Raw genomic sequence first — 22,098 nt, forward strand, 5'->3', positions numbered from 1 at the left:
GCAGCCATGCCCGCAGCTGCCCTGACCGACCGGTTTCCCGAGCTCGGGGCCGACGAGCTGATCTCCTCGCTGGTGCCGCCGCCGCGGTTCGGCGAGGCCCGGTTCTCCACGTACCTCCCGAACCCCGACGAGCCGAGCCAGGCCGCCGCCGTGAAGTCGTGTTCGGCGTTCGCCGGGCGCATCGGAGACCGGCCGGCGAAGAAGTCCCGGCTGCGTTCGCTCTTCGGCGGCGGCGAGGCCGCCCCGGCCGGGCCGATGGGCCTCTACCTCGACGGCGGGTTCGGCGTGGGCAAGACCCACCTGCTCGCGTCGGCGTGGCACGACGCGCCTTCGCCCAAGGCATACGGCACCTTCGTGGAGCTCACGCACCTCGTCGGCGCGCTGGGGTTCGCCGAGGCCGTGCGGCGGCTGTCGGAGCACCGCCTGCTGGCGATCGACGAGTTCGAGCTCGACGACCCCGGCGACACCACGCTCGTGAGCCGGCTGCTGCAGGAGCTCACCGACGCGGGTGTGTACATCGCCGCGACGTCCAACACGCTGCCCCACAAGCTCGGCGAGGGCCGCTTCGCCGCCGAGGACTTCCTGCGCGAGATCCAGGCGCTCTCACGCCGCTTCGAAGTCGTGCGCGTGGACGGGCCGGATTACCGCCACCGCGGCCTGCCCGACGCGCCGCCGCCGGTGAGCGACGAGGAGCTCGACGCGTCGGCCGCCGCGCACGAGGGGTCCACTGTGGACGATTTCGACGCGCTCGTGGCGCACCTGGCCAAGCTGCACCCGTCGCGCTACGGCAAGCTGCTCGACGGAGTGCGGCGCGTGCACCTCAAGCACGTGACGCCGGCGCCGGACCAGAACGTGGGGCTGCGGCTCGTGGCGTTCGCCGACCGGCTCTACGACCGCGCGATCCCCGTCGTGGTGTCGGGCGTGCCGCTGCCGGAGCTGTTCACCGAGGAGATGGTGAACGGCGGCTACCGCAAGAAGTACCTGCGGGCGGTCAGCCGGCTGACGGCGCTGGCACGCGACGCGGTGTGACGGCGCGCACCCCGGTCACCACGGCGGTGGCGAAGAACGTGCCGCCGACGATGTCCGTGAGGTAGTGGTAGCCGAGGCCGATCATGCCGATCGCCGCGCAGCACAGGAGAACCACGCTGAGCACGACGGTGACCACCTTCGGCTTTGCCACCAGGACCAGCACCACGAGCACGGTCACCAGGCTCACCGTGTGGCCGCTGGGGTAGACGAGGATGTCGTTCTTCCAGCGGTCGAACAGCGGCTTGAGCACCCAGGTGTTGAGCGCGAGGGCGAGCGCCGGGCCCGCGACGGCCAGCAGCGCGTCCGTGCGGCGGCGCAGGTAGAGGCAGGCGCCGGCGATGACCACGATGGCCGGGATCAGCACGTACGGCTCGGTCGGCAGCACCAGCACGTTCAGCGTGGTGTGGCCCAGGCCGGCGATCGCTTGCGCCGCGCCCGCGTCGAGCGCGCCGGGGGAGCGCCCGCCCGCGTAGACGAGTCCCAGTGCGACGGTCGCCAGCGCACAGAGCACGGCGACGAGCGCCAGAATGCGGCTCACGGTTTCTCCCCTCCCCGGAGCGAGCCTACGCGGATGGCGGGTGGCGCCGGTGGCCCGGCTTCGGCCACGATCACGGGCGGGAGCACGAGCGGAGGGAGCGGCATGCGGATCACCGTGGCCGGCGGCGGGGTCGTCGGGCTGAGCTGCGCGTACCGGCTGGCCGAGGCAGGCCACAGCGTCACGGTCGTGACGGCGGGCAAACCGGCCGAGACGACGTCGGCCGTGGCCGGCGGGCTGATCTACCCGCCGGTGGCGCGGCCGGACGAGCGCGTGGTGCGCTGGACCGAGACCACCGTCGGCGTGTACCGCTCGCTGCTGGCCGCGCCCGGGATCCGGTTCCTGCCGGGCTGGATTCGTGTCCCTTCAGCTGTGCCCAACCCGCCTGGCTGACCGCGATGACCGACGTGTCGCGCGAGGGCTCGGTGCTCGCCTTCACCACGGCGCCCGTGGACACGCCGGTGTACCTGACGTGGCTGGCCGAGCAGGTCGCCGCGCTGGGCGTGCGGACCGAGTACCGCACGATCACCTCGCCGGCCGACCTCGACGCCGACGTCGTCGTGAACGCCACCGGCCTCGCCGGCGGCACCCTCGCGGGCGACGACACGCTCGTCCCGGTGCGCGGCCAGGTCGTGCACCTCGCCGACCCGGGGCTCACGTCGTGGTCGGTCGAAGAGGCCGACGGCGACCTGACGTACGTGATCCCGCACGGCCGCCACGTCGTGTGCGGTGGCACCGAGGAGATCGGCCGCAACGACCTCGAGCCGGACGCCGCCGTGGCGGCGGCGATCGTGCGCCGGTGCCGGGAGCTGGAGCCGCGGCTGGCCGACGCCGCCGTGCTCGGCACGCGCGTGGGGCTGCGGCCGGGGCGGCCGAGTGTGCGGCTCGAACGCGTCGGCGACATCGTCCACTGCTACGGCCACGGCGGCGCGGGGATCACGCTGGCGTGGGGCTGCGCGGAGGATGTGGCTTCGCTGGTCGCCTAGGCCGTGTTGCCCAAGGAAGCTGGTGGGCCGGGTGCGCCCGGGACTTCGCCGTCGAGCAGCGTCATTCCCAGTACGGGCCACGCCTCCCGCCTGCGATGGTGCAGCCGCCGGTGTCCATCTCGCTGCACAACTGTTGGCTTGTGTGCCGTCTGTGATGTCAACGTGCACATTGACGGTTTCCCGTTCGACCGAAGGACTGAGCCGTGCCCGACCGACCTGAGATTGTCTGCATCTGCGGCTCTACCCGGTTCGTGGACGAGATGCGTGCGGCGAACCGTGATCTGACCTTCGCAGGTGTCATCGTCGTCGCTCCAGGCGAAGCAGACGAGTTGATCACCAACGAGCAGAAGACCGCGCTGGACGCCCTCCACCTGCGCAAGATCGACCTGGCTGACCGGGTTCTGGTCGTCAACCCCGGCGGGTATATCGGCGAGTCCACAAGCAGGGAGATCGCATATGCCCACGCCACCGGCAAGCCGATCTCGTTCACCGATCCCGGCTGACCAGTAGACGCTCGCCCGAGCTGGGTGATGCCGCGGGCTTTCAGGCAGGCACTGTCGTTCGCGCGACTCTGGAGCACGTGCGCGGCCCGGGGAATTCGTTCTCCAGCATTGGCCGCTGACGTGTCCGCCTCAGCCGATGAACTCCGCGTGGTCAGCTTCCGTTTGATCGGCGTACCGCAAGGCGTACGCCCCGATCGCCTCGTCCAGGTCCTCGTCGTCGGCGAAATACCCGGCGAGCAGTTGGGGGTGCAGCGAGCGCGTGTGGGCGCGGGCGAGCAGGGCGCCGGCGAGGCGGCCGTAGTCGTCGAGGTGGTTCTCGCGCAGGGCGGCCGGGTCGATGGCGCCCTTGAGGTTGCGGAATTGGCGGACCACGAAGGGGATGCCGTCGATCGTCGTCCAGCCCAGGAGGATGTCGGTTTCGGCCTGGACGAGGCGGGCGCCGTTGACGATGCGGCGGCCTTCGTGGTCGGCGGGGGAGAGGCCGAGGTAGGGCGCCAGCGCCGAGGGCTGCGCCTGTTTCACTTGCAGCACCAGGTCTTCGTCCTCGTTACCGTGCAGCAGCACGACGTAGCTGCGCAACCCGACGCTGCCCGTGCCGACCACCCGGAACGCGACGTCGGCCACGCGGTAGCGCGACGCGAGCGTGCGCCGCGACTCGCGCAGGGTGTCCACATAGGACGCCAGCCCGGCCACGACTGAGGCGGCCGTGGTGTCGTCGACGTGGGTGAGCACCGGCGGGTCCTCGACGAACCGGTGGCGCGCCAGGCCGGTCTCGTGGTCGTCGACGTGGCGGGTCCATTTGGCCACCACTTTGGCACTGGTGTTGCGGCGCGCCTTCTCCTCGGCTTCGGCGAAGTCGTCGATCAGCTCGTCGGCACGCGCACGCGACACGGCCGACGCGTCGGGCAGCGCGTTCCACGACTGCAGGAACGGCAGCTCCGCCAGCGCGCGGATCGTGCGGCGATAGGACTTCACCGCGTCCTCCGCGGCTTCGCGGCACGCCGCCTCGCCGATCCCTCCCTCGCGCCCGGCGAGCACGAGGCTCGCCGACAGCCGTTTGAGGTCCCACTCCCACGGCCCGGGCGCGGTTTCGTCGAAGTCGTTGACGTCCATGACGATCCGGCCCTCGGGCGTGCCGTACAGCCCGAAATTGGCCGCGTGCGCGTCACCGCACAGCTGCGCCGTCAGCCCCGACGACGGCGACCCCTCGAGGTCCGCCGCCATCAATCCGGCCGCCCCGCGGAAGAACGTGAACGGCGACGCCGCCATCCGCTCGCGCCGCAGCTCCACCAGTTCGGGCAGCCGCGCCGCGTTGCTCGCCGCGAAGTACTCCTGCACGCTCGGCCGGGCCGCACCCGCCGCCGCGTGGTCGTGCGCCTCGACCGGCGTACGCACCCGCAGCTGCTTGCCGCGCGCGTACAGCTGCGCCGGGTCGACGTCGTCCGTGCCGACCAGCGGCCGTTCCACCCAGTCCCCTCGTCCCATACCGGACTCAACGAGCGAACCGGGCGAAACGCTCCCGCGAGCGGGCTACCTGCGCACCACCTGGGCGATCGCGTCGATGCCACGGTCCAGCTCCTCGCGGCTGATCACCAGTGGGGGAGCGATGCGCAGCGTGTGGTCGTGCGTCTCCTTGCACAGCACGCCCAGTGCGGCGAGCGACTCGGAAGCAGCCCGGCCCGTGGGCCCGCCCGGAGCGATGTCCACGCCCGCCCACAGACCGCGGCCGCGAACCGTGGACAGGCCGTGGCCGACCAAGGCCGACAGCCGTTCGTGCAGGTGCGCGCCGAGTTCGACCGAGCGCTGCTGGTACTCGCCGGTCTGCAACAGCCGCACCACGGCGCGGCCGACGGCACAGGCCACCGGGTTCCCGCCGAACGTCGAGCCGTGTTCGCCCGGCTTCAGCACGCCCAGCACGTCGCGGCTGCCGACCACGGCGGACACGGGCAGGATGCCGCCGCCGAGGGCCTTGCCGAGGGTGTAGACGTCGGCACGCACGCCCTCGTGGTCCAGGGCCAGCACGGTGCCCGTACGGGCGAGGCCCGACTGGATCTCGTCGGCGATGAGCAGCACGCCGTTCTCGTCGCAGGCGCGGCGCACGTCGGCGAAGTAGCCGGCCGGCGGCACGATCACGCCGGCCTCGCCCTGCACCGGTTCCAGCAGGACCGCGGCGGTGCGGGGAGTGATGACGGCGCGCAGGGCGGCCGCGTCACCGTAGGGGACCGTGACAAAGCCCGGTGTGAACGGACCGAAGCCGGCACGCGCAGTGTCGTCGGTGGAGAACGAGACGATCGTGGTGGTGCGGCCGTGGAAGTTCGAGCCGGCGACCACGATCTCGGCCGTGCCGTCGGGCACGCCCTTGACCTGGTGCGCCCACTTGCGCGCCACCTTGACGGCCGACTCCACGGCCTCGGCGCCGGAGTTCATCGGCAGCACCATCTCGGTGCCGGTCAGCTCCGCGAGCTCGCGGCAGAACAGCCCGAGCTGGTCGTGGTGGAACGCGCGCGAGGTCAGCGTGACCCGGCCCAGCTGCTCCACGGCCGCGGCGATCAGCGCGGGGTGGCGGTGGCCGAAGTTCAGGGCGGAGTAACCGGACAGGAAGTCGAGGTAGCTCTTGCCCTCGACGTCGGTCACCGTCGCGCCCTCGGCTTCGGCGATCACGACGGGCAGCGGGTGGTAGTTGTGCGTGCTCCACCGCTCGTCGAGCTCGATGAAACCGTCGGCGGAGGCAGGGATGGCGGTCTCCCGACCGGCGAGCGTCGTCATGCGTTCAGGCTAGATCCAAGCGGCGGGGACTTCAGCCGGGAAACGTTGCTTTCACCCGTCGTTCGTTGCGCAGTCGGGCGGTTCGACCGGCGAATCGATGCGCGGCGTTGACGGCCGTCATTGGTAAGCTGTAACTTACCGTTCGTGGCGACTTACGGAAGCGACCAGCTCTCCGCCCTCGCCGACCCGTCGCGGCGCGCGATCTTCGAAGCGCTCCGCGAAGGGCCGCGCGCGGTGGGAGAGCTGGCCGCGACGTTGCCGATCAGCCGTCCGGCGGTCTCGCAGCACTTGAAGGTGCTCAAGGAGGCGGGTCTGGTCGTCGACCAGGCGGCCGGGACGAAACGGCTGTACCGGCTGCGCCCCGACGGGATCGCCGCGCTGCGCGCCTACCTCGACGAGATGTGGTCGGACGCGCTGAGTTCGTTCGCGAAGCAAGCCGAAGCCACCGCCCCCGAGCGAGGAAGCGAAGAGCCATGACACTCGAACCGATCCGCAAGACGATCACCGTCGCCTGCTCGCGCGAGCACGCGTTCAAGGTCTACACCGAGGGTTTCGACAGCTGGTGGCCCCGCGAGCACCACCTGGGCGAGGTTGCGCTCGCCGAGGTGGTCCTCGAATCGGGAGAAGGTGGACGCTGGTACGAGCGCCTCACCGACGGGTCCGAGTGCGTCTGGGGCCACGTGCTCGTCTGGGAGCCACCCGGCCGAGTGGTTCTGTCGTGGCAGATCGACGGGGACTGGAAGATCGATCCGGACCCGGCACGTGCGAGCGAGATCGAGGTTGTTTTCACGGAGGAGGGGCCCGGGACCACGCGAGTCGACGTCGAACACCGCGCGTTCGAGCGGCACGGCGCCACTGCCGAAAAGGTTCGCGACGGCGTGAACACCGAGGGCGGCTGGAACGGACTGCTGAAGCTCTTCGCCGCGAAGGCCGCTTCCTGAGGTTATCGTCGCCGGATGGCGAAGAACGACAACGGGACCCGGGTCCGCGACGCGCTCCGTGCCACGGCGGAGCTGCCGGATCCGGGGTCCTCACCCGTCGGGCCGGGCAAGAAGGGCAAGGGCGAGAAGAAACTCGCCACCGCCGGCGAGCGGCTCGACGCCTTGCAGGAGGCGCTGTACGCCGAGGGCACCAGCGGAGGCGGCCGCAGCGTGTTGCTCGTGCTGCAGGGCATGGACACCTCCGGCAAGGGCGGCACCGTCCGGCACGTGCTGGGCCTGGTGAACCCGATGGGCGTGCGCTACAAGGGCTTCAAGGTGCCCACCCCCGCCGAACGCCGCCACGATTTCCTGTGGCGCATCCGCAAGGAGCTGCCGGCGTCGGGCCAGATCGGCGTGTTCGACCGGTCACACTACGAGGACGTGCTCGTGCCCCGCGTGTCCGGTCTGCTGACCGCGGCCGAGCGGCGCAACCGGATCTCGCAGATCAACGCGTTCGAGGAAGAGGTCGTGGCGGGTGGCACCACGATCGTCAAGGTGTTCCTGCACATTTCGCCCGAGGAGCAGCTGCGCCGGCTGGTCGCGCGGCTGGAGCGGCCGGAGAAGATCTGGAAGTTCGCGCCGTCCGACGTCGAGGCCCGCGGCCGCTGGGACGCCTACGCACAGGCGTACGCCGACCTGGTCGCGCGCACGTCCACCGAGCACGCGCCGTGGTACGTCGTGCCGGCCGATCGCAAGTGGTATCGCAACTGGGCCGTCGCCGAGCTGCTGATCGAGACGATGACGGAGATGGCGCCGCGGTTCCCGGAGCCGCACTTCGACGTCGCCGAGCAGCTGGCGATGCTGAAGGGTGATGGCGTGCCGGCCTGATCGTCTGGAAGAGTGCGGGCGTGACCGACTCTGCTCTCGACGACGTTCCGTTCCTCCGCCGACAGGCCCGCACGCAGCGCTTCACCCTCGGCGCCCCCAAGCAGTTCCGCGTGGCCCCGGACGGCTCGCGCGTGCTGTTCCTGCGCAGCGAGACGGGCACGGACCCGCGGCACAGCCTGTGGTCGCTCGACCTCGCGAGCGGTGCGGAGTCCAAGCTCGTCGACGCCGCGGAGCTGCTGCCCGGCGAGGAGGACCTGCCGCCGGAGGAGCGGGCGCGGCGCGAGCGCGCGCGGGAGACCGGCGGCGGCGTGGTCGCCTACGGCGTGGACGACGCGTTCACCGTCGTCACCTTCACGTTGTCCGGCAAGCTCTACACGCTCGACCTGGCCACCGGCTCCACCGCGGTGCTCGTCGACGGCTCGGTCGTCGACCCGCGGCCCAACCCGACGGGCACCCACGTCGCCTACGTGCGCGACCGCCGCCTGCGCGTGATCGAGCTGGCCACGGGCACCGACCGCACGCTCGTCGGGGAAGACGGCGACGACATCGCGTGGGGCCTCGCGGAGTTCATCGCCGCCGAGGAGATGGACCGCACGCGCGGCTACTGGTGGGCGCCGGACGGGCAGAGCCTCATCGTCGAGCGCTCCGACCGCGGCCCCGTGCCGCGCTGGACCATCGGCGACCCCGCGAACCCGGACCACCCGGCCAACGTCGTGGCCTACCCGTCGGCGGGCTCGCCCAACGCCGTCGTGTCGCTCGCGGTGCTCGGCCTGGACGGCAGCCGCGTCGACGTCGAGCGCGGCGACTGGGAGTACCTGGTCACGGTGCACTGGTCGGCCGGCGGCGCGCCGCTGCTCGCGGTGCAGCCGCGCGACCAGAAGCGCCTCACCGTGCTGGAGCTCGACCCGGCCGACGGCTCCGTGACCGAGCTGCACACCGAGACCGACGAGCACTGGGTCGACATCGTCCAGGGCGTGCCGGCGTGGACTTCCGACGGCCGGCTCGTCACCGCGAGCGCGGCCGACGGCGACCACCGGCTCGTGGTGGCGGGGGAGCCCGTCACTCCGCCGGGCACGCAGCTGCGCGCGGTGCTGCACGCGGGCGAGCAGGTGCTCTTCACCGCGTCGGAGGCCGATTCCACGCAGATCCACGTCTACCGCACCGGCTCCGGCGGCGTGCAGCGACTGTCCACTCAGGACGGCGTGCACGGCGGCTCCGGCAGCGCGGAGTTGACCGTGCTCACGGAGTGGAGCCTCGCCCACAGCGGCCCGGTGGTCACGGTCCTGCGCGACGGCACCGAGGTCGGTCGCATCACGTCGTCCACTGTGGACCCTGAGATCGAACCGAACCTCAGCTGGCTCACGCTGGGGGAGCGCGGCCTGCGCGCCGCCCTGGTGCTCCCGCGCGGCTACGAACCCAGCGAGGGCAAGCTGCCCGTGCTGCTCGACCCGTACGGCGGCCCGCACGCCCAGCGCGTGCTCCAGAGCCGCAACGCTTTCCTGACTCCGCAGTGGCTCGCCGACCAGGGCTTCGCCGTGCTCGTCACCGACGGCCGCGGCTCGCCCGGCCGCGGCCCGGCCTGGGAGCGGGAGATCGCGGGCAAGCTCGCCGACGTCACCCTCGCCGACCAGGTCGACGCCCTGCACGCCGCCGCGGCCGACCACCCGGAGCTGGACCTCGAACGCGTCGCGATCCGCGGCTGGTCCTACGGCGGTTATCTCTCGGCCCTCGCCGTGCTCCGCCGCCCGGACGTCTTCCACGCCGCCGTCGCCGGCGCGCCCGTCACCGACTGGGCCCTCTACGACACCCATTACACCGAGCGCTACCTGGGCAAACCGCAGGACGCCCCCGCGGTCTACGAGCACAACTCCCTGATCGCCGACGCCGGCGAACTGTCCCGCGCCCTGCTCATCGTCCACGGCCTCGCCGACGACAACGTCTTCCCGGCGCACTCCCTGCGCCTTTCCGGCGCGCTGCTGGCGAAGGGCCGCCCCCACGTCTTCCTCCCGTTGGCCGGGGCGACCCACATGACCCCGCAGGCCGAGGAGGTCGCGGAAAACCTGATGCGCACGCAGGTCGACTGGATCCTGCGTGAGCTCGCCGCCGTCACCGTCGACAAGGAGAACGCATGAACCGGTGGGGCCTGACCATCCCGCTCACGGGGGTGCCGCTGCTCGAGCACCGCGCCCTCGTGGAACAACTGCCCGACCTGGGCTACACCGACGCGTGGACGGCCGAAACCGCCGGCACCGACGCCTTCACCCCGCTGGTTCTGGCGTCACAATGGGCACCGCAGCTACGCCTGGGCACCGCCATCGTGCCGGTCTACACCCGCGGCCCCGGCCTCCTGGCCATGAGCGCCTCGACCCTCGCCGAACTCGCCCCGGGCCGCTTCGTCCTCGGCATCGGCGCCTCGTCCCCGGTCATCGTCGAAGGCTGGAACGGCGCGGAGTTCAAGGACCCCTTCGCCCGCACCCGCGACACCCTGCACTTCCTCCGCGGCGCGCTGGCCGGCGAGAAGGTCACCGAGTCCTACGAGACCTTCTCCGTCAACAAGTTCCGCCTCGAACGCGCCCCCGACCCCGCCCCGTCGGTCATGCTCGCCGCCCTCCGCCCCGGCATGCTCCGCCTGGCCGCCGCCGAAGCGGACGGCGCCATCACCAACTGGCTGGCCGCCACCGACGTCCCCAAGATACGCAAGGTCATCGGCCCCGACGTCGAACTCGCCGCCCGCATCTTCGTCTGCCCCACCGAAGACAAAGACGCCGCTCGCGCCCTGGGCCGCATGATGATCTCCAGCTACCTCACCGTCCCCGTCTACGCCAAATTCCACGACTGGCTGGGCCGCGGCGACGCCCTCGCCCCCATGCACACCGCCTGGGCTGCCGGCGACCGCAAGAAAGCCAACGAAGTCATCCCCGACTCCGTCGTCGACTCCCTGGTCATCCACGGCAGCGTCGACTCCTGCCGCGACCAGATCCAGTCCTATGTGGACAATGGCCTCACCACCCCCATCATCGCCCTCCTCCCCACCGGCAACGACCCCTTCGACCTAGCCAAGGGCCTGGCCCCGAAGCGCTGACCCCCCGCACCACCCAAACGCCCCAATGCGGCATTCGTTGCACCCACCGCACCGACGCCACATTGGGGCGCTTTTGTCACCCCTCAACCCCCACCCGGCAACGCAACTCGCCCACACTCCAGCTCCCCGCGCTCTTGCCTCTACCCAACCCCCACCCGGCCAGGCAACTCACCGCCCCACCGAAGCTCCCGTGCTCTTGCCCCCAGCAACTCCCACCCGGCAATGCAACTCCCCGCCCCACCCAATCTCCCCGCGCTCTTGCCCTCGGCAACTCCCACCCGGCAACGCAACTCCCCGCCCCACCTAAGCCCCCGTGCTCTTGGCCCTTCCCAAACCTCACCCGGCAACGCAACCCACGAACTCCCCAACCCCACCCCGAACCCTTCCCCCGCCCGGCCCCCGATTCTTTTCCGCAACACGGTAGAGATCGGCTTGTCAAGGTACTCTTTCCCGCCTTGACAAGCCGATCTCTACCGTCGTGACAATCAAAAATCGGGGTGCCCTGCACTCACCCGAAAACCGGCAATGGTGCGCTCCGCGCGCCGAGCCGTCCCCAAACCGCCCTCCGACCCCCCAATCGGCCGACGCAACAACCCCACCCACCCCACCATCCTGAACACACAGGAACACAGAGGACCCACCCCGTCCTCTACCACTGGGTATCCGTATTGTTGCATAGGGTAGGCAAGGTTACCCTAAGAAAGGCGGCTCCATGGGTGGAGATTCAGCGACCTGGCTGGCCGGCGGTCGCGACGGCGCAGCACACCTCACCGAACTCCTCCCCATCGCCCTCCACGGCATGGAAACAGGCATCACCGAACGCAACGGCCCCATCCCCTCCGGCGGCCCCGCCACCGTCGCCGCCTCCCTGGCCGCCTCCGGCGGCACCCAACACCTCCCCAAAACCGGCATCGGCGCCGAACAAGCCCTCCACCACTACTCAACTCTCCTGGCGGCAGGCACAGCCGACCCGGCAGACCCGGCCTGCGCCGCCCACCTCCACTGCCCCCCACTGGCCGTCTCCGTCGCCGCAGACGTAGTAGCCGCAGCCATGAACCCCTCCATGGACTCCTGGGACCAAGCCCCCATGGCCAGCGAGCTCGAAGCAGAGTTCCTTTCCGGCATCTCCCACCTCTGCTTCCCTGGCACCCCCACCGCCGACGCGGTGGTCACCTCCGGCGGCACCGAATCCAACCTCCTCGGCCTCCTCCTGGCGAGAGAATCCACGGCAGGAACCATCCGCCCCGTCTGCGGCGCGAACTCCCACCACAGCGTCTCCCGCGCCGCCTGGCTCCTCGGCCTCCCCGCGCCAGTCGTCGTCCCCTGCCAAGACGACCGCATGATCCCCGCCGCACTCGCAGAAGCCCTCGCCCCCCTGGGCGCCTCCGCCGTAGTGGTCGCCACCGCCGGCACCACCAACACCGGCCGCATCGACCCCCTCGAGGAAATCGCCCGCATCTGCCGCCTCTCCGGCGCCCGCCTCCATGTCGACGCGGCCTACGGCGGTTTGCTCCTCTGCAGCGAATCCCTCGCCCCCCGCGTCGCCGGTCTGGAACTGGCCGACTCCGTCGCCCTCGACATGCACAAGTTCGGCTGGCAACCCGTCGCCGCCGGCCTCTTCGCCGCGAGAAACGCGGCAGATCTCTCCGCGCTGACCGTCCGCGCCGAGTACCTCAACGCCGACGACGACACCGAAGCCGGTCTGCCCGACCTGCTCGGCCGTTCGATCCGCACCTCCCGGCGCCCCGACGCGTTCCGCATGGCCGTGACCGTCCGCGCGCTCGGCACCGAAGGCCTCGGCGCCCTCGTCGAACGCTGCTGCGCCACCGCGACCGAGGTCAACGTGTTGGTGGAACACCACCCGGCGCTGCAGTCGTGGGGCAAACCGGAGCTGTCCACGGTCGTCTTCCGCCCGCGCGGCGCCGACGACGACCTCGTCGCCCGCGTCCGCCGCACGCTGCTGGAAGCCGGCACGGCCGTGATCGGCCGCGGCGCCCTGCCGACCGGCCCGGACGGCGCCTCGCAGCTGTGGCTCAAGCTCACCCTGCTGCACCCGCACACCACCGCCGAGGACTACGTCGCCCTCCTCGACCAGGTCGTCGCCACGGCCGCGGCCGAGCGCGGCGTGACCGCACCGCAAAGCCCGGTCGCCTCGTGAGGCGCTTCGACCTCGCGGGCGTGGGGATCGGGCCGTTCAACCTCTCGCTCGCCGCGCTGGCCGACCCGCTCGACCAGCTCGACGTGGTGCTTTTCGACGCGCGCCCGGAGTTCCGCTGGCACCCCGGGCTGCTCGTCGACGGCGCGACACTGCAGGTCCCGTTCCTCGCCGACCTGGTGTCGCTCGTCGACCCCACCAGCCGGCACTCTTTCCTCAACTACCTGCGCGAACGCGGCCGCCTGCTGCCGTTCTACTTCGCCGAGCGCTTCCACCTGCCGCGCGCGGAATACGACGACTACGGACGTTGGGCCGCCGCCCGCCTGCCCGCGTGCCGCTTCGGCCACGAGGTCACCGGCCTTCGCTGGGTGGCGGCGGAAGAGGCGTTCGAGCTGACCGTGTCGGGCACTGAGCAGGTGCTGGCGTCGTCGGTCGTGCTCGGCGTCGGGACCCGGCCGAGCATGCCCGAGCCGTTGGGGGACCTCGTCGCGGCGCCGGACGTGCTCGCGCTGCACTCGGCCGACTACCTCACCCACCGCGCCGAGCTGCTGGCCGCGCAGACGGTGACCGTGGTCGGGTCGGGACAGTCGGGCGCGGAGGTGTTCCTCGACCTGCTGCGTTCACGGTCCACTGTGGACGGTCTGCGCTGGCTCGCGCGCACGCCCGCGTTCGCGCCGATGGAGTACTCGAAGCTGGGACTGGAGCAGTTCACGCCGGACTACACTGCCTACTTCCACGGCCTGCCCGAGGCGGCGCGCGATCGGCTGCTGCCGTCGCAATGGCAGCTGTACAAGGGGATCGACACGGAGACCATCGCCGCGATCCACGACGAGCTCTACCGCCGCAGCATCGGCGGCGGCTGGCCCGGCGCGGCGCTCACGCCCGGCGTCGAGGTCGTCTCGGCCACGGCCGTCGAGGACGGGATCGAGCTGGGCCTGCGGCACGCCGAGCAAGGGAGCACCGCCACGCACCGCACGGCGGCCGTCGTCTCCGCGACCGGTTACGCGGAAACGCCGACGGCTCCGTTGCTGCAGGAGCTCGATGCGCGCCGCGACGACCACGGCCGCCTCGTCATCGGGGCCGACCACCGGCTGGAGCTGGGCAACGGCGTCACGGGCTCGGTGTTCGTGCAGAACGCCGAGCGTCACACCCACGGCCCCGGCGCGCCCGACCTCGGCCTCGGCGCCTGGCGCGCCGCGGCGATCCTCAACGCGGTGTGCGGCAAGGCCGTCTACGACCTGCCCGACCGCACCGCGTTCACCACGTTCGGCCTGAACAACACCAGCCTCGACACCACCCGCACGGACAAAACGGAGGAGCAGTGACCCTGACCGACGCCGCCGCCTGGCGGGCCGCGGGCTCGCTCGTGACGCACAAGATGCTCGGCGAACTGTCCTACGAGGCGATGCTGCGCCCGCGGCCCGGCGAACCGACCCGCGACGGCCACCGCACCTGGCTGCTCGACCTCCCCGGCGACGTCTCGTACCGCTTCGAGGCCCGCCGCGGCGCGTTCGAGTCGTGGACGGTCCTGCCGGGCAGCGCCGTCCGGCTCGTCGACGGCGCCGAAACACCCGCCGACGACCCGCGCACCCTGGTCGTCGACGCACGGGAGACGCTGGGCCTCACCGGGTTGCGCCTGGCCGACGTGCTCGCCGAGCTCACCGCCACCGTCACCAACGAGGCCGCCCGCCTGCGCCGCGCCCCGACGGCCGCCGAACTGTCCACAATGGACTACAACCTCGCCGACGGTCACCTCACCGGACACCCGCGGCTCGTGCTGAACAAGGGCCGCGTCGGGTTCTCCGCGCCCGACCGCGCCCGCTACGCGCCGGAGGCTGGCGAGGACGTCCGGCTGCGCTGGTATGCCGTGCACCGCGACCTGGCGCAGTTCCGCTCCGTCGCCGACCTCGACGCCGCCGCGCTGCTCCGCCGAGAACTGGACGACGCCCAGCGTGAGGAGTTCACCACGCGCGTCGCCGCCGTCGGCGACCCGGCCGACTACGTGTGGGTGCCCGTGCATCCATGGCAGGCCGACGAGATCCTGGGCACGCTGTACTCCGCCGAGCTGGCCACCGGCCGGATGATCGAGCTGGGGTGCAGCGCCGACGCCTACCGGCCGCACCAGACGGTGCGCACGCTCGCCAACCGCAGCCACCCCGATCGCCACGACGTGAAAACCGCTGTGTCCGTGCGCAACACGCTGGTCTACCGCGGCCTGAACTCCGCGGCGACGCTGGCCGGACCGTCGGTCACCGAATGGCTGCGGCGCGTCGACGCGGCCGACCCGCTGCTGTCGGAGAAGTACCGGTTCGCGCTGCTGGGCGAGGTGGCGAGCGTGTCCGTGCGCCACCCGCTGTTCGGCGCGCTCGAAGAGCTGCCCTACCGCTTCCACGAGACGCTCGGCGCGCTCTGGCGCGAGCCGCTCCTCGCGACGCTGGCCGAGGGCGAGCGCGCGATCTCGTTCGCCGCCTTGCCCTACCGCGACGCTTCGGGTGAAGCCGTGCTCACGCGGCTGATCACCCAGGCCGGCGACGGCGCCGAAGTGTGGCTGTCGTGGCTGTTCGACCTGCTGCTCACGCCGCTGCTGCAGTGGCTGCTGCGCTACGGCGTCGGGTTCTGCCCCCACGGCCAGAACCTCATCCTCGTCGTCGACGCCGACAGCCGGCCCGTGCGCGTGGCCATCAAGGACTTCGCCCAGGGCGTGGACCTGATGGACGAGGAACTGCCGTGTTACGCCGACCTTCCGCCCGAGGCCGACGCCGACATGCTCCGCTGGCCCGCCCACCTGCTCGCGCAGTCGCTGTTCAGCTCGGTGTTCTCCGGCCAGCTGCGGTTCTGGGCGGAGATCCTGCTCGACGACGTCGGCCTGGCGCGCGGCGACTTCTGGGCCCTGGTGCGCGAGGTCGTCGGCCGCTACCGCGACGAGAACCCCGACGTGGCCGAGCGCTTCGACGCGTGCCGGCTGTTCGCGCCGGACGTGGAGCGGGTCACGCTCAACCGCGAGCACTTCGCCGGGCAGGGCTTCGACAAGGTGGAGCGCGACGACGAGTTCGACGTCCGCTGGGGCCGGGTGCCGAACCCGTTGCACGCGCCGGATCCGGACGGCGCGTGGTGACGCCGTTCGATCGGCCCGTCGGTGCGCGCTCGCTCACCGTGCGCGCGGAGGCGGGCTCGGCCGCGGCGGCCGTGCTGCGGCACGTGCTGGCCGAGGAGGGCACGCGGCTGGTGCTGCTCGTGCCCGACCCGCACGCGCGGTTCGCCGCGGTGGAGCTGGAGGCGCCGTTCGCCGCGTCGGTACTCGATGACGGCTACGGCGTGTGCAGCTACGTCTTCGCCTGGACGCCGGAGCGGGAACCGTTGCCGGACAGCGGTTCCCTGAGCGCCTACCTCGGCGGGTTCGGCGACCTGCGCATGCGCGCAGACGCCGCGACGGCCGTGCCGCTGGGAGATCGCACTTGGGCCGTGGTGTGCGACGCCGAACTGCCTTCGGGCGAACCGGCGGGCCTCGCGCCGCGCACGGTGCTGCGGACGCAGTTGGCCGCGCTCGAGGAGTTCGGTCTGGTGCCGTCGGTGGGAATCGAGCACGAGGTCGTGTTCCGCGACGACTCCGGCACCCCGCTGACCGGCCACGGTGTGGACTACGCGGTGGGCGGCACCGAACGCCTGGCCCCGCTCTTGGCCGACCTGCGCTCGGCCGCCTCGGTCCTGGGCGTGGAGTCCGCGCGCGCCGAATGTCACCCCGGCCAGTACGAGGTGGTGCTGCGCCACCGTGACGCGCTCACCGCTTGCGACGACGCCCTGCTGCTCCAGTTGCTCACCCGCCGCGTCGCGACCCGGCACAACGCGAGCGCCGACTACCTCGCCGCTCCGGAGACCGGCCAGGGCAACTCGTGCCACGTCCACCTGTCACTGTCGACCCCGGACGGTCCGGCGGGTTTCCCGTTCGGCCTCGGTGCCTTCCTCGCGGGCGTGCTTCGCGACGCGCGGGCGCTGACCGCCGTGTGGGCGCCGACGTGGAACAGCTACGTCCGCCTGCGCACCACGTCGTTCTCCCCGCGCGTGCTGCGCTGGGGCCTGGACGACCGCACCGCCGCCGTCCGGCTCTGCGGCACCTCCGCGTCGCCGCGGCTGGAGTTCCGCTTCGCAGGCGCCGATGCCCAGCCGCACCTCGTCGTGGCCGCCCTGGTGGCGGCCGGTAACGCCGGCGTCGCCGACGGCCTGACGCCCCCGGACCCGGGCACGGTCGTGGGCGAGCTCGCCCCGACGCCGTGGGAAGCGCTGGCGGAGCTGGAAAAGGGCCGCGTGAGCGAGCTGCTGGGGGAGGACGTCTCCACCCAGCAGCTCGCCTTGCTGCGTCAGGAACTCCACGCCGGGCTGGACGCCGTCACCGACTTCCAGCGCCGTCGCGGCTCCCTCCGTTCCTGACCGCCCAGTGCTGCGGTGCGGCCCCGACCGCCGCGCCGCAGCCACCCGGCCTGGCCGCTCACGAACCGGACGGCCGGATGTTCTGGTTGATGTGGAACAGGTTCTCCGGGTCGTACCGGTTCTTGACCTGCGCCAGCCGCTCGTAGTTGTCGCGGTAGGCGGCCTTCACGCGGTCGTCGCCCTCTTCCATCATGAAGTTGACGTACGCGCCACCGGCCGAGGTCGGGTGCAGCTCGGTCCAGTAGTCCTTCGTCCAGCGCGTGATCTTCTCCCGGTTGTCGGGCGAGGGGTCGACGCCCACGATCACGCCGGACCAGCCACCGTCGCGGTAGGGGAACGCCGTGGCGTCGGCGGCGACACGGGCGGCGGCGCCGTCGATCGGGTACATGTGCATGGTGGAGTGCATGGTCGGCAGGGCCTCGCCGAAGCGGCGGTGGATGGCGATGGCCTCGTCGGAGATCTCCGTGGTGACGTCGGCACGCCAGTACCACTGCAGACCCGTCGGGTAGAGCGCGTCAAACGCACTCTGCAGCGCCGTGAAGGGCATCGGCTGCACACCCACCAGCAGCGGCGAGCCGAAGGAGCGCACCGGCTCGAGGACCTCGTCGGCCCGCGCGTGCGAACCCGTGTAGCACCACACGATGGCGCAGGCCTTGCGGTTCCACAGCTCCTCGGGGAACGGCGGGGCCGGTGGGATGGTGATCAGGCCGAACCAGCCGCTGAGCTCCTCGGGCAGCGACGGCAGCAGCTCGCGGTACCAGCGCAGCACGTCTTCGGTGTCGTCCAGCGAGTACAGCACCGGGCCGCCGATGATCGTGCCGTGTTCGCCGATGTCGTGGCAGCGGAAGGTGAACGACGTGACGACGCCGAAGTTCCCGCCGCCTCCGCGCAGGGCCCAGAACAGGTCCGGGTGCGACTTCTCGCTGGCGTGCACGAAGCTGCCGTCGGCGAGCACGACGTCTGCGGAGAGCAGGTTGTCCACGGTCAGCCCGAAGCGCCGGGCCAGGTAACCGATCCCGCCGCCGAGGGTGAGCCCGCCGACGCCGGTTGAGCCGATGATCCCCGACGGGGTGGCCATGCCGAAGGCCACGGTCGCGTGGTCGACGTCGCCCCACGTGCACCCGGCGTCGACGCGCACGGTGTGCGTCTCGGGGTCCACCGTCGTGCTGCGCAGCGCGGAAAGGTCGATCACCAGTGCGTCGTCGGCGATACCGAGCCCGCCGGCGTTGTGCCCGCCGCCGCGCACGGCGAGGTCGATCCGGTTCTCCCGCGCGAAATTCACACACGTGACGACGTCCGCGGTATCCGCGCACCGGGCGATGGCGGCGGGGTGCTTGTCGATCATCCCGTTGTAGACGGCGCGCGCCTGGTCGTAGCCGTCGTCGCCGCGCGTCACGAGCTCGCCCTTCAGCGCGAGTGCCAGCTCGGGAAACGGTGCGGTGATGGTGGTCATGCGATTTCTCCCTGATGTGGAACGGCCTCCCGGTCGGGCTGCCTGCCCCACCGAAGTTAGGCACGGGGCGTTCGCGCAGCGTTCGGGTTCGCCGAGGGGCCCGTTCGCGGCGTTCGGGGCGACGAGTTTTTTGCCGGTGGTGGGAAACGACTGCCGATCTTTTTGGCGGTCTGCAAGGACTTCTCGACGGCGCGCACCGCAGGCTGGCGAGCCGACCTGGCGCGGGAACCATAAGGTGTGCCCACCGTCGGCGTGCGCCCGACTACCGTGCCTGGGCAGGAGGCACCCCGGGATGCTCTACGTGTCGCTGCTGGGCGAGCAGTCGGTCACCCACGGTGCGACCGGGCCGGCGGTGACCCGATCGCCGCGGGCGATCGCGCTCGTCGGCTACCTGGTGACCCACGCGGGGCTGCCGCAGCCGAGGCAGCGGATCGCGTCGCTGTTCTGGCCCGATTCCTCCGACGCGCAGGCCCGCACGAACCTGCGCCGCGAGCTGCACCACCTGCGCCACGTCCTGGGTGAGGACACGGCGCTGCTCGCGACCGCGACGGATCTGTCCTGGCAGGACACTCCCCGCTGCCGCGTCGACGTGCGCGTGTTCGACGCCGAACGCCGAGCTGCCCTGGCCGCCGGCGAAGACGAGGAAGTCCGCGCCCACGCCGGCGCCGCGCTGGCCGAGTACCGCGGTGAGCTGATGCCCGGGCTGGCCGACGAGTGGCTCTTCGCACCCCGCGCCGAGCTGGAACAACAGTGCGTGGCGCTGTGCGACCTGCTCGGCGACGCCCAGCGCCGCCTGGGCGACCTCGCGGGCGCCGCCGAGACGGCCCGCCGCCGCATCCGCCTGCGGCCGTTGGAGGAGCTGGGCTACCGCACACTCATGGAGCTGCAGGCCGACCTCGGCGACCGCGCCGGGGCCGTAAGCACCTACCACCAGTGCGCGTCGGTGCTCGAACGCGAGCTGGGCGTGGTGCCCGACCGCGCCACGCAGGCGGCCTTGCGGCGGCTCCTGGCCGATGCCGTGCCCAGCCGCGAATCCCTGCTCGTCGGCCGCACCCGCGAGTTCACGCAGCTGCGGGAACGGTGGCAGCAAGCCGCGCGCGGACAGCCGTCGGTGGCGCTCGTGCGGGGTGACGCCGGCGTCGGCAAAACGCGGCTCGTGGTCGAGCTGGCCCGGCTCGCGCGCAGCCAGGGCGCGGTGGTGGCGGGGACGCAGTGCTTCGGGACGTCGGGCCGCCTCGCGCTGGCACCGGTGGCGGACTGGCTGCGCAACCCCGTGCTCCAGCCGTCTTTGGCGACGCTCGCGCCGGTGTGGCGCGCCGAAGTGGACCGGCTCGTCCCGGCCGGCAAGGACAGCGGACCGGCCCCCGTTGTGCGCACAGTCCGCGCGGTGGCCGACGCGTGGCAGCGGCACCGCTTCTTCGAAGGCCTCGCCCGCGCCCTCACCGGCGCCGGCCGGCCGACGTTGCTCGTGCTCGACAACGCGCAGTGGTGCGATCAGGAAACCCTGGCGTTCCTGCTCTTCTGCCTCGGTCTCGAACCGCGCGCGCCGCTGCTGCTCGCCGCGACGCAGCGGTCGGATCACGGCGACGGCACCCTGGCCGGCTGGACCGAACGCCTGCGCGCCACCGGCCGGCTGTCCGAAGTGGATCTGAGCCCGCTCGACGTCGACGACACCGCGCGCCTGGCCGAATCCGTCTCCGGCCTCCTGCCCACGGGCGACGAGCTCACCCTTCTGCACGTCGCGACCGGCGGCTTCCCGCTGTCCGTGGTGGAGGCGTTGCGCTCCGGCGGCCCGCCCGGCGACCTCGACGCCGTGCTCACCGAACGCCTACGACAGCCGACCCCGGACGCCCGCGAGATCGCGGGCCTGGCCGCCGCCGTCGGCCGCGATTTCTCGCTCGACCTGCTCACCGAGGCCAGCGACCTCGACGCCGAAGCCGTGGTGCGCGCCGTCGACGAGCTGTGGCGGCTGCGGATCCTGCGCGACTTCCGCGACGGCTACGACTTCTCCCACGACCTGCTCCGCGACGCCGCCTACCGGCAGGTGACCCGCGCGCGGCGTTGGTTGCTGCACCGCCGGCTCGCCCAGAGCCTCGAACTGCTGCACCCCGGCGACACCAGTTCGGTCTCCGCGCAGCTGGCCGAGCAGTACGCCCGCGGCGGCCGCCCCGATCGTGCGGTCGAGTTCTACCGCCGGGCCGCCGAGCTCGCGGCCGGCACCTTCGCCCACGGCGAGGCGATCCGGCTGCTGCGCGAAGCCCTGTCGCTGCTCGCCGGCGCCCCCTCCGGACCGGAGACCGACCGTCGTGAGCTGGAGGTGCTCGAAGCCCTTTCCGGACCCCTCAACGCCCGGCTCGGCTACGCGTCCCCCGACCTCCAGCGGGCCCTCGAACGCTCGATCGTGCTCGCGGAACGCCTGGGGCAGCAGGATTCCACGCTCGTCGCCTTGGTCGGGCTGTGGACGTCGCGGTTCGTGCAAGGCCGCACCGCCCGTGCGCACGAGGCCGCGAGACGCGCGCTCGAACTCGTCGTCGACGACCGCACCAAAGACGAGCTCAACGGCTCCGCGCACTTCGCGTTCGCCGGCTCGTCGGTGAGCCTCGGCCGGCCCGGGGAGGCGCTGCGCCACTTCGACCTCGCCGCCCGCCTCACGCGCGGCGCGCCGTCGCTGCCCATCGGCACGCGGCCCGAGGTGCACAGCCCGGCCTGGGCCGCGCACGCGCACTGGCTGCTGGGGCACGAGGACGAAGCGCTCCGCAGCAGCCGTGAAGCCGTGCGCCTGGCGCGCACGAAGACGCACCCGTACAGCCTCGCCGTGGCCCTCGCGTACGCCGGCATCACACACCAGATGCGCGGCGACCTCGACGACGTGAAGGAGGTCTCGGCCGAGCTGCGCGAGCTCTGTGACCGCTACGGCTTCGCCTACTACCGCGAATGGGGCCTCGTCCTGGGCGGCTGGGTGCGCGGCGACGCCGACGGCCTCGCCGACATCCGCCGCGGCGTCGCCAACCTCAAGGCCGAGGGCTCGCTCGCCCGCATGCCCTACTGGCTCGCACTGCAGGCCGACCTGATGGCGCGCCACGACCGCCCCGGCCCGGCCCGCGCTGCCCTCGACGCGGCCCTCGTCGTCGGCCAAGCCCGCGACGACCTCTGGTGGCTCCCCGAGGTGCTGCGGCTGCGCTCCGCCTACGACGGCCGCGAACAGGGCCGGATCCGCCTGAAGACGGCGGTGGAACTGGCTGCCGCGCAGGGGAGTACGACGCTTCGGCTGCGTTGTGAACGGGACCTCGACCGGTACTGACAGACCGGTACTGACAGACCGGGACAGACAGACCGGTACTGACGGCCGGTTGAGA

Annotated in this window: 18 protein-coding genes; 14 read left to right on the top strand and 4 right to left on the bottom strand. The window is 71.9% G+C overall.

Features of this window, described 5'->3' with window-relative positions; translation table 11 throughout:
• Nucleotides 1–6: 6 nt before the first annotated feature.
• Nucleotides 7–1,029 carry a cell division protein ZapE gene (zapE, locus tag AB0M56_RS45270; RefSeq protein WP_364188275.1) on the top strand — a complete coding sequence of 341 codons (1,023 nt, stop codon included), beginning with the start codon at nucleotides 7–9 and terminating at the stop codon, nucleotides 1,027–1,029.
• On the opposite strand, the gene AB0M56_RS45275 is transcribed toward zapE, so the two are convergent.
• Nucleotides 992–1,567, bottom strand: a complete 576-nt coding sequence (locus AB0M56_RS45275) for a phosphatase PAP2 family protein (RefSeq protein WP_364188277.1) — start codon at nucleotides 1,565–1,567, stop codon at nucleotides 992–994. The genes zapE and AB0M56_RS45275 overlap by 38 nt on opposite strands.
• Before the next feature lie 102 nt (nucleotides 1,568–1,669).
• On the opposite strand from AB0M56_RS45275, the gene AB0M56_RS45280 reads away from it, so the two are divergent.
• The 3 genes from AB0M56_RS45280 (at nucleotide 1,670) to AB0M56_RS45290 (ending at nucleotide 3,053) form a co-directional block, all read left to right on the top strand.
• Nucleotides 1,670–1,957, top strand: coding sequence for an FAD-dependent oxidoreductase (locus AB0M56_RS45280; protein WP_364188279.1), 288 nt, complete (start codon nucleotides 1,670–1,672; stop codon nucleotides 1,955–1,957).
• Between the two features lie 5 nt (nucleotides 1,958–1,962).
• On the top strand, nucleotides 1,963–2,550 hold the full coding sequence (locus AB0M56_RS45285) for an FAD-dependent oxidoreductase (protein ID WP_364188282.1): 588 nt from the start codon (nucleotides 1,963–1,965) through the stop codon (nucleotides 2,548–2,550).
• A gap of 203 nt (nucleotides 2,551–2,753) precedes the next feature.
• Nucleotides 2,754–3,053: a hypothetical protein gene (locus AB0M56_RS45290; protein ID WP_364188284.1), complete on the top strand. Its 300-nt coding sequence runs from the start codon at nucleotides 2,754–2,756 to the stop codon at nucleotides 3,051–3,053.
• Nucleotides 3,054–3,182: 129 nt separating this feature from the next.
• Here AB0M56_RS45290 and AB0M56_RS45295 read toward each other — a convergent pair whose 3' ends face one another.
• On the bottom strand, nucleotides 3,183–4,538 hold the full coding sequence (locus AB0M56_RS45295; protein WP_364188286.1) for a DUF2252 domain-containing protein: 1,356 nt from the start codon (nucleotides 4,536–4,538) through the stop codon (nucleotides 3,183–3,185).
• 45 nt (nucleotides 4,539–4,583) lie between these two features.
• On the bottom strand, nucleotides 4,584–5,819 hold the full coding sequence (gene rocD, locus AB0M56_RS45300) for an ornithine--oxo-acid transaminase (RefSeq protein ID WP_364188288.1): 1,236 nt from the start codon (nucleotides 5,817–5,819) through the stop codon (nucleotides 4,584–4,586).
• Nucleotides 5,820–5,963: 144 nt separating this feature from the next.
• On the opposite strand from rocD, the gene AB0M56_RS45305 reads away from it, so the two are divergent.
• The 9 genes from AB0M56_RS45305 (at nucleotide 5,964) to AB0M56_RS45345 (ending at nucleotide 17,289) form a co-directional block, all read left to right on the top strand.
• Nucleotides 5,964–6,296 (top strand): metalloregulator ArsR/SmtB family transcription factor, encoded by a 333-nt coding sequence (locus AB0M56_RS45305; protein ID WP_364188290.1) that lies wholly within the window; start codon nucleotides 5,964–5,966, stop codon nucleotides 6,294–6,296.
• Nucleotides 6,293–6,760, top strand: a complete 468-nt coding sequence (locus AB0M56_RS45310; RefSeq protein WP_364188293.1) for an SRPBCC family protein — start codon at nucleotides 6,293–6,295, stop codon at nucleotides 6,758–6,760. The genes AB0M56_RS45305 and AB0M56_RS45310 overlap by 4 nt, the downstream gene beginning before the upstream one ends.
• A gap of 15 nt (nucleotides 6,761–6,775) precedes the next feature.
• A complete protein-coding gene (locus AB0M56_RS45315) occupies nucleotides 6,776–7,627 on the top strand; it encodes a PPK2 family polyphosphate kinase (protein ID WP_364188296.1) in 852 nt (283 codons plus the stop codon).
• Between the two features lie 20 nt (nucleotides 7,628–7,647).
• Entirely contained in the window at nucleotides 7,648–9,759 is a 2,112-nt protein-coding gene (locus AB0M56_RS45320; RefSeq protein WP_364188299.1) for a prolyl oligopeptidase family serine peptidase, read from the top strand.
• Nucleotides 9,756–10,709, top strand: coding sequence for an LLM class F420-dependent oxidoreductase (locus AB0M56_RS45325; protein WP_364188302.1), 954 nt, complete (start codon nucleotides 9,756–9,758; stop codon nucleotides 10,707–10,709). Before AB0M56_RS45320 ends, AB0M56_RS45325 begins: the two co-directional genes overlap by 4 nt.
• A gap of 712 nt (nucleotides 10,710–11,421) precedes the next feature.
• The gene (locus AB0M56_RS45330) at nucleotides 11,422–12,867 is read left to right on the top strand and encodes an aminotransferase class V-fold PLP-dependent enzyme (protein ID WP_364188304.1); all 1,446 of its coding nucleotides are present in this window, start codon (nucleotides 11,422–11,424) and stop codon (nucleotides 12,865–12,867) included.
• Nucleotides 12,864–14,189: a SidA/IucD/PvdA family monooxygenase gene (locus tag AB0M56_RS45335; RefSeq protein WP_364188307.1), complete on the top strand. Its 1,326-nt coding sequence runs from the start codon at nucleotides 12,864–12,866 to the stop codon at nucleotides 14,187–14,189. Before AB0M56_RS45330 ends, AB0M56_RS45335 begins: the two co-directional genes overlap by 4 nt.
• Nucleotides 14,186–15,979 carry an IucA/IucC family protein gene (locus AB0M56_RS45340; RefSeq protein ID WP_364188310.1) on the top strand — a complete coding sequence of 598 codons (1,794 nt, stop codon included), beginning with the start codon at nucleotides 14,186–14,188 and terminating at the stop codon, nucleotides 15,977–15,979. The genes AB0M56_RS45335 and AB0M56_RS45340 overlap by 4 nt, the downstream gene beginning before the upstream one ends.
• Complete coding sequence (locus AB0M56_RS45345; protein ID WP_364188312.1) at nucleotides 15,976–17,289, top strand: glutamine synthetase; 1,314 nt, start codon at nucleotides 15,976–15,978, stop codon at nucleotides 17,287–17,289. Before AB0M56_RS45340 ends, AB0M56_RS45345 begins: the two co-directional genes overlap by 4 nt.
• 58 nt (nucleotides 17,290–17,347) lie before the next feature.
• On the opposite strand, the gene AB0M56_RS45350 is transcribed toward AB0M56_RS45345, so the two are convergent.
• The gene (locus tag AB0M56_RS45350; protein WP_364188315.1) at nucleotides 17,348–18,742 is read right to left on the bottom strand and encodes an FAD-binding oxidoreductase; all 1,395 of its coding nucleotides are present in this window, start codon (nucleotides 18,740–18,742) and stop codon (nucleotides 17,348–17,350) included.
• Nucleotides 18,743–19,034: 292 nt separating this feature from the next.
• On the opposite strand from AB0M56_RS45350, the gene AB0M56_RS45355 reads away from it, so the two are divergent.
• Nucleotides 19,035–22,043 carry a BREX system ATP-binding domain-containing protein gene (locus AB0M56_RS45355; RefSeq protein ID WP_364188318.1) on the top strand — a complete coding sequence of 1,003 codons (3,009 nt, stop codon included), beginning with the start codon at nucleotides 19,035–19,037 and terminating at the stop codon, nucleotides 22,041–22,043.
• The last annotated feature ends 55 nt before the right edge of the window (nucleotides 22,044–22,098 follow it).

The sequence above is a fragment of the Amycolatopsis sp. NPDC051372 genome (assembly GCF_040682095.1).
Lineage (GTDB): Bacteria > Actinomycetota > Actinomycetes > Mycobacteriales > Pseudonocardiaceae > Amycolatopsis.